The organism is Actinomyces polynesiensis, assembly GCF_000820725.1.
In the GTDB taxonomy this organism is placed as follows: Bacteria; Actinomycetota; Actinomycetes; order Actinomycetales; family Actinomycetaceae; genus Pauljensenia; species Pauljensenia polynesiensis.
In genome coordinates this window covers 1-7,503 of sequence record NZ_CCXH01000144.1, presented here as the reverse complement: position 1 = coordinate 7,503, position 7,503 = coordinate 1, and the positions used below count along the sequence as shown (strand labels likewise).

The 7,503-nt window shown below is 70.8% G+C and carries 6 protein-coding genes and 5 tRNA genes; 7 read left to right on the top strand and 4 right to left on the bottom strand.

Features of this window, described 5'->3' with window-relative positions:
• Positions 1-114: 114 nt before the first annotated feature.
• The 4 genes from TA90_RS06590 to TA90_RS06575 form a co-directional block, all read right to left on the bottom strand.
• Positions 115-1,131 (bottom strand): ABC transporter substrate-binding protein, encoded by a 1,017-nt coding sequence (locus TA90_RS06590; protein ID WP_052450596.1) that lies wholly within the window; start codon positions 1,129-1,131, stop codon positions 115-117.
• An 85-nt stretch (positions 1,132-1,216) separates the two neighbouring features.
• Positions 1,217-2,635 (bottom strand): MFS transporter, encoded by a 1,419-nt coding sequence (locus TA90_RS06585; protein WP_052450595.1) that lies wholly within the window; start codon positions 2,633-2,635, stop codon positions 1,217-1,219.
• Positions 2,636-2,783: 148 nt separating this feature from the next.
• Entirely contained in the window at positions 2,784-3,509 is a 726-nt protein-coding gene (locus TA90_RS06580; RefSeq protein ID WP_043535260.1) for a response regulator transcription factor, read from the bottom strand.
• Entirely contained in the window at positions 3,506-4,330 is an 825-nt protein-coding gene (locus tag TA90_RS06575; protein ID WP_187120103.1) for a sensor histidine kinase, read from the bottom strand. Before TA90_RS06575 ends, TA90_RS06580 begins: the two co-directional genes overlap by 4 nt.
• Before the next feature lie 175 nt (positions 4,331-4,505).
• Between TA90_RS06575 and TA90_RS06570 the strand changes: the two genes are divergently transcribed.
• The 7 genes from TA90_RS06570 to TA90_RS06540 form a co-directional block, all read left to right on the top strand.
• A tRNA-Gly gene (locus TA90_RS06570) sits at positions 4,506-4,578 on the top strand.
• Between the two features lies 1 nt (position 4,579).
• A tRNA-Val gene (locus TA90_RS06565) sits at positions 4,580-4,651 on the top strand.
• 65 nt (positions 4,652-4,716) lie between these two features.
• Positions 4,717-4,789: transfer RNA gene (locus TA90_RS06560), tRNA-Gly, on the top strand.
• 39 nt (positions 4,790-4,828) lie between these two features.
• Positions 4,829-4,899 (top strand) — tRNA-Cys (locus TA90_RS06555).
• Position 4,900: 1 nt separating this feature from the next.
• Positions 4,901-4,975: transfer RNA gene (locus tag TA90_RS06550), tRNA-Val, on the top strand.
• 180 nt (positions 4,976-5,155) lie between these two features.
• Complete coding sequence (locus TA90_RS06545) at positions 5,156-6,415, top strand: carboxylate--amine ligase (RefSeq protein WP_231550685.1); 1,260 nt, start codon at positions 5,156-5,158, stop codon at positions 6,413-6,415.
• A 21-nt stretch (positions 6,416-6,436) separates the two neighbouring features.
• On the top strand, positions 6,437-7,503 hold a 1,067-nt coding region (locus TA90_RS06540; RefSeq protein ID WP_074015328.1), incomplete at its 3' end, for a lipid II:glycine glycyltransferase FemX.

Below are 7,503 nucleotides of genomic sequence, written 5' to 3'. Positions count from 1 at the left end.
GTCGCCACGACGAGGACGAGTGGGAGGAGCACGGTGACCGTGAGGAACGCGACGAGCAGTCCCGTCACCACGCCCCCGTGGCGGGCAGGAGTGCCGGCGGCCGCGGTGTGAGGGTCAGGCATCGAAACCCTCCTGGGTGAACCAGCCCACGAGCGGGTCCCGCATGCGGTTGCGCTCGTGGACGTCGGAGGGCAGGAGGTCGCTGCCGGGGCCCTCCAGGAGACCCGTGATGTCGTCGGGCAGACGGGTGTCGGTGGGCAGCTGGTGGATCCCGACGCGTCGACACGCGGTCTGTCCCCGCTCGGAGACCGCGTAGTCGATGTAGCGACGTGCCTGGGTGGGGTGCGGGGCACCGGCGAGGAGGGCCACCGCCCCGACCTCGTACCCGGTGCCGTCGGAGGGGAGGGTCACCTCCAGACCCGTGGTCCCCTGCTGGTCCGAGGTGCAGTAGGGCGCGAAGGTCACGGCCACGGCCGCCTCCCCCGAGGCGACGGTGCGCGCGGGTGCCGTCCCCGAGCGCGTGAACTGCTGGACCTGGCCGTACAGGGACCGGAGGTAGTCCTCGGCGGCGCCTCGGCCCAGGCGCTGGTACTGGGTGAACATCAGGGTGTAGGCGGTCCCGGAGGTGCGAGGGGAGGAGGTGACCACCATGCCGCGGAGACCGGGGTCGAGGAGGTCCTCCCAGCTCCTCGGCACCGCCACACCCAGCCGGGCGAGGTGTGCGGTGTCGGAGCAGAACGCGAGGACCGAGGCGTACACCCCGGTCCACCGGTGCGCGGGGTCCCTGAGGGCGTCGGGGATGTCGGCGGTGCCCGGCGGTTCGTAGGCCTGGAGCAGCCCCTCGGAGGCCGCACGGGTGTAGAACTCGGCCGGCCCGCCGTGCCAGATGTCGAACTCGGGCACCGTCCCCGAGTGCTCGAGACGGCTCAGTGCCTCCGAGGTCGGCAACCTGACCATCGTCACGTCCACCCCCGTGGTCGCCGTGAAGTCGCGGGCCCACTGGTCGCAGATGTCGGCGTCGTTGGAGCAGAGCACGGACACTGCCCCGGCCCCGCGGTCGGCTGCGCAGCCCGCGGCCGCGCAACACAGCGCGGCTCCGACCAGTGCGACAGCGACGCGTGGGATCCGCATGCCCTCACCTCCCCCGAGCACATGGTAGGGGCCCGTCCCGGGGAAATGGGTCCCCGGGGACGGGCCCCTGTCGTTCCGCGGAGGGTCAGGCCTCTTCCCGGCCCGCGTCCGCGAGGCGACGGCGCTCCATCAGCGCGCGCTCGTCCCGCCCGACGATCCCGAGGATGACGACGACGAGCAGTGCGCAGATCGTGAGGACCACGAAGGAGGTGCCCCACCCGAAGTTGTGGACGAGCAGGCCCACACCGGAGGACGCCAGGGTCGCGCCGAGGAGGTAGCCGAAGAGGCCGGTGAAGCCCGCGGCCGTTCCGGCCACCTGCCTGGGCGAGAGGTCGATGGCCTGCAGGCCGATGAGCATGACGGGGCCGTAGATGAGCCCGCCGATGAGTGCGACCAGGACGATGGAGATCCAGATGGGTGCCGTGGCCGGCACCTTCCAGTAGGCGACGAGGGCGATCGCGGTGAGGACCATGAACAGCTGTCCGGCGCCGGAACGGTAGCCCTTGAACACCTTGTCGGAGACCCAGCCGCACAGGAGGGTCCCGATGATGCCGGCGAGCTCGAAGACCACGAACCCGAGGATGCCGGAGTTGATCTGGGCGCCGCGCTCCTCGGCGAGGAACACGGTGATCCAGTTGAGGACGCCGTAGCGCAGCGCGTAGACGAAGACATTGGCCACGGCCAGCAGGACGATGGTGCGGTTGGTGAGGACGTGGACGCGGACGAACTGCCACATCGACATCCCCTCCGCCTCGTCCTCGTCCAGCTCGACCTTGGCCGGGTCGTCGCGGTACTCCTCGATGGTCGGCAGTCCGACGGAGGCTGGCGTGTCGCGGATCAGCCAGAAGGCGATGGCGGCGACGACCAGCGCGATCACCGCGGGGAACCAGAACGCGGCGCGCCAGTCGTCCGCGGTCCAGTCGAGGGCCGCGGCGGAGGCGGCACCGAGGCCGGCGGCACCGACGTTGTGGGCGGTGTTCCAGATCGACGTCTTCCAGCCGCGCTCGTTGGTGGAGAACCAGTGCACGAGGACACGCCCGCAGGGGGGCCAGCCCATGCCCTGGAACCACCCGTTGATGAACATCACCGTGGCGAACACGGCCACGGACGCCGAGACCCACGGCACGAACGCCACGACCAGGTTGGTCACCGCGGACAGCGCCAGGCCGATCGGGAGGAAGTAGCGGGCGTTGGAACGGTCGGAGACCGTGGCCATGAAGAACTTCGACAGCCCGTAGGCGAAGAGCACCGCATTGGCGATGACGCCGAGCGCCACCTTGTCGAGGCCCTTCTCGTCCATGAGGAGCGGGCCGACGATGGACACGTTGTTGCGGATCAGGTAGAAGCCCGCGTACCCGATGAAGATCCCCAGGAACACCTGGAGGCGGCGGCGCGGGTACTCCGTGGCGACGACGTCGTCGGGGAGCCGTGGGGCGGGTGGTGGGGCGGAGAGGAACCCGCCGCGGCGCAGCGCGGGGGCCTCCGTGGTGTGTGTCGAACTCATGGGTCTCGTCCTTCGAGGGATCTCGCCCCGGGCGGACGGCATCTGTGCGCGCCTGCGGTTCCCGGGGCTCACACACCACCCTGTCGGCCCCTGGGTGACACCGGGTGCGGCCACGGTGACGGACGGTGACGGTGTCGTCACCTGCTGCTCAGGCGTCCAGGGTGTCTGGGAGGATGTTCACCCTGTAGCCGCGCCCCCTCACGGCCTCCACGAGATCGGTGGGGACCCCCTGGAGGGCGAGTTGGTGGCGGAGACGGTAGACGGAGGACTTCACCATGTCCCTGCCGCCCTCGAGTGCGGCGGTCTCCCAGACCTCGTTGAGGAGGGTCCTCAGCGCGACGGGGGAGCCGGGGTCCCGCATCAGTCGCACCAGGAGCCGGCGCTCCATCTCCGGCAGTCGCAGGACGGACCCCTGCCAGGAGACGCGCCCCGAGGTGAGATCCGCCCGGAGGGGACCACAGGCCAGGGTGCCGCCCTCGGGAGCCGTCGGCACCGCACCCGTGCGCCGCAGGATGGCCTGGGCGCGCAGGGCGAGCTCACGCGGGCCGAAGGGCTTGGTCAGGTAGTCGTCCGCACCCGCCTCGAGCCCGCGCACGCGGTCCGTGGAGTCCGACAGGGCCGTGAGGAGGATCACGGGGACGCCCAGACGGGAGGTGATGCGTCGGCACAGGTCCCTGCCCGAGGAGTCGGGGAGCATGACGTCGAGGACCACCAGGTCCACGTGGCGGGAGAGCAGGACCTCCCACGCGGAGGTCGCGTCACCGGCGCTGAGGGTGTCGAACCCCTGGGTCTCCAGGGCGAAGGCGACGATGGCGACCATCTGGGGCTCGTCGTCGACGACGAGCACGAGGGGGCGGTGGGTGTCCCCGCTCATCGCGCGTCCCCCTCCCGTGCGGCCAGGGGGAGGACCGTGAAGACGGTCGTCCCGTGGCGTGCCATGGTGTCCACCACGATCCTGCCACCGTGCGCCTCGACGATCCGCCGCGTGATCGACATGCCCAGGCCCGTCCCGGAACGACCGGGTGCGTCGGTCGAGAAGGGGCGGAACAGGTCCTGGCGCTGTTGCGGGGTCATGCCCCTGCCGTCGTCGGAGTCCGAGAGGATGACGCCCTCGTCGCCGCCGACGACGCGCACCGTGACCGCGGTGGACCCCGAGTGGCGCAGGGCGTTGTTCACCAGGTTCCAGATGACCTGGCGGATCAGCTGGGGGTCGACCCGTGCCACGAGGGGCTCCCCGCGGTTGTCCAAACGGATCGAGAGTTCGGAGACGCGGCGGAGCTCGCGCACCACGTCGCGCACCAGGGTCCTCATGTCGGTGGGCTCCACCTCCAGCGGGGCCGTCCCGTGCCGGAGGCGGGCGTCGAGGAGGAAGTCCTCGGCCAGGGAGATCGCCTGCCCGGTGTTCTGCACGATCGTGTCCACGAAGTAGCGCTGGGTCGGGGTCAGGGGCCCGGGTGTCTCCTCGGAGAGGAGTTCGGCGGCGCCGCGCACGAGGGCGAGTGGGGTGCGGATCTCGTGGGAGAGGACCTGTGCGTGGGCGACCTCGTCCTCCTGTGGGCGGGAGGAACCCGCACGGGGCGGCCTTCCGCGCCCGGAGCGCACCCACAGGGCCACTGCGGTCCCCACGAGGGCGGTCAGGAGGAGGGCCCACACGACGAGCACCCACGCAGGCAGCAGCACGGAGGAGTGGAGCACGCCCCGATCGTGCCACACCGCACCCACCGGCGGCGCCGCGCGGCGTCACCCCCGGCCGTGCGGGTGCCCCCGGGGCCTGTGAGGGGACTCGCACGTCCCCCGATTTCGTGGAAGTGGCGATGACCTGTTAGGCTTCCATGCGTTCCCACGGCGGGTCTGAGACCTGCGGGGCAACGCGGATGTGGCTCAGTTGGTAGAGCATCACCTTGCCAAGGTGAGGGTCGCGGGTTCGAGTCCCGTCATCCGCTCGGGCGATTGGCGCAGCGGGAGCGCGCTTCCCTGACACGGAAGAGGTCACTGGTTCGATCCCAGTATCGCCCACGGTCCCGGCCGGACGGAATGACGTCCGGACGGGGTGGGAGCCCCGACCGAAACCTCGGTCGTGCGCGGATGTGGCTCAGTTGGTAGAGCATCACCTTGCCAAGGTGAGGGTCGCGGGTTCGAGTCCCGTCATCCGCTCGGTCCACCGGCGTCCCCCGGGACCTCGGTGGGACGTGTGGTGGGTTGGCCGAGAGGCGAGGCAGCGGCCTGCAAAGCCGTACACACGGGTTCGAATCCCGTACCCACCTCGGGCGATTGGCGCAGGGGTAGCGCGCTTCCTTCACACGGAAGAGGTCACTGGTTCGATCCCAGTATCGCCCACCACGAAGGGGCAGGTCGGAGCGGGTCTCCGGTCTGCCCCTCCTCCGCGTCCGCGGGGGAGCGTCGCCCGCGCGGCGCGACCCGCGCCCGGCGTGCCCCCGGCGTGCTGGGACCCGCCCCACCCCGGGGTGCAGCTAGTGTGTCACGGGGCGGGGACGGACCACCGCACGGAACGGAGCAGAGGTGTCGAACGAGGTGCACGAGGGCAGGGGTGACATCCTCCCGGTCGTCCTGGGCGGGGACATCGGTGTCTACGGGATCGGACGCTCGTTCCACGAGGCGTTCGGCGTCAGCAGCATCGCCGTGGCCTCGGCCCCGACGGCGGCGATCGCGCGTTCCTCCGTCTTCCAGACGGAGCACCTGCCGGCCCACGCCGATGACGCGACGGTGCTCGCAGTCCTGCGTGGCCTGGCTGCGGCCAACAGGGACCGCCACCTCGTGCTCATGGCGAACCACGACGTCCACTCGGCGTTCGTCGCCCGCCACGCCGAGGAGCTGTCCCAGTGGTACGCCCTGCCCTTCCCCGACCTCGACATCGTCGAGCACGTGACGGACAAGGCGGCGTTCGCCCGGGTGTGCGAGGACCTCGGGGTGCCGACCCCGGGCACCGTCCTCGTCGACCTGTCCGGGGCGGGAGAACCCGGGTGGTCCGCACCCGGGATCCCCTTCGAGTTCCCCGTGGTCGCCAAGGCGGCCCGCGGGGACGTCTACGACGCCGTCCAGTTCGAGGGCAAGCGCAAGATCTGGTTCGTCGAACACCCCTCCGAACTCGAGGACCTGTGGGCGACGCTCGCCGGGGCGGGGTTCCGGGGCACGTTCCTCGTGCAGGAGCTCGTCCCCGGTGACAACACGCAGATGCGCTCCATCACCGCCTACGTCGACTCCACGGGTCGCACCAGCCTGGTCGGCTCCGCCCGCGTCCTCCTCGAGGACCACGCACCCACCATGATCGGCAACCCGGTGGCGATGATCACCGAACCCTTCGAGCAGCTGTGGGAGGACGCACGCAGGATCCTCGAGCACACCGGTTACCGGGGATTCGCGAACTTCGACGTGAAGGTCGACCCGCGCGACGGGCGTGCGCTCTTCTTCGAGGTCAATCCCCGCATCGGGCGCAACAACTGGTACATGACCGCGGGCGGGTGCAACCCCATGGTGCCGATGGTCTCCGACCTCGTCGACCACGTCGTGCCGCAACCCGAGCAACTCCGGGCGGAGGTACTGTACTCATTGGTGCCGGACAGACTGCTGCTCCACTACCTGCGTGACGACGCGCTGAGGGAACGGGTCCGCGGCCTCATCGATGGGGGCCGCAGGTTCGACCCGTTGGAGTACCCCGCCGAGAAGGACCTCCGACGCAGGGCGGTGGTCGCCCTGCAGAAGGCGAACCAGTACCGGAAGTTCCACCGCTACTATCCCGAGGCGACCGACCGGTCGTTCTGAGCACATGGAAGGGGACACCGAGTGACGGAGACCGAATTCCGCACCCTCACCGCCGAGGAGCTGCGGATCGCGGCGGCCGGTGTCGTCCCGCTGCCCGTCGAGCAGTCGTCGGCCTGGGAGCGCTTCGAGGCGTCCCAGGGACGTCGGCTGTGGGGTCGCTTCGCGTGGGAGGAGGACGGACGCAGCTGTGCGCTGCTGTCCCTCTACGAGAACTCACTCCACGGTGTGACCTACCTGTGGGCGAGGCACGGGCCGGTCTGGCTGCGCGAGCAGACCCCGCAGCGCGCGCGGAGACTGCGCGAAGACCTCGTGCGACTCGTGCGGGACAGGGACCGCCGGGTCGTGCTCGTGCGTCTGCACGCCGCCTACTCCGCGCCCGACCTGCGTGAACCGTTGCAGGGGATCACCTACGACCGGACGGTCGTCATCGACACCTCCGGCGGCTGCGAGGAGTCCGTCCTCGAGTCCATGCGGACGGAGGGCCGTCGCGCCGTCCGCCGCGCCCTGCGTCGGATGGACGAGGGCGGCGCCCGCGTGGTCGAGGAGACCGGGCTCGCGCGCGGGCAGTTCGGTGAGTACTACGGGATCCTCGAGGAGACCGCCCGGCGGGACTGCTTCCGGGTCCACCCCGAACAGGTCTACTGGGACCTGCTCCACGAGTTGGGCCCCGAGCACGCGCGTCTGTTCGGGGTGAGGGTCGGGGACGAACTCGTCTGCTGGGACATGGTGCTGCTCAACGACGGGGTGGCCACCGCCTACTACGGCGCCTCCTCGGCGCGCGCCCACACCGTCCTGGGTTCCGACGCCCTCGACTTCCGCGTGGCGGTCATCCTGGCGGGGGAGGGGTTCCGCGGGTTCGACCTCATGGGTGCCCACTCGCCGCGCGTCCCCGAGCTCTACTCGGTGGGGCGCTACAAGCAGCGCTTCGCGCGCACGTTCACGGACGTGGACGGCGCCTGGGACCTGCCGGTCCACCCGCTGGTCCACTCCGCCCTCGTCGCCGCAATGCGCACCAAACGGACGGGGAGTGCCCTGGGCACGCGCCTCGCCGACGGGACCCGCCGGGCCCGTGGGCGGGTCCGCGCGTC

Coding starts and splice junctions, on each gene's coding strand:
- TA90_RS06590 (WP_052450596.1), bottom strand. CDS start 1,131: ATGCGGATCCCACGCGTCGCTGTCGCACTGGTCGGAGCCGCGCTGTGT.
- TA90_RS06585 (WP_052450595.1), bottom strand. CDS start 2,635: ATGAGTTCGACACACACCACGGAGGCCCCCGCGCTGCGCCGCGGCGGG.
- TA90_RS06580 (WP_043535260.1), bottom strand. CDS start 3,509: ATGAGCGGGGACACCCACCGCCCCCTCGTGCTCGTCGTCGACGACGAG.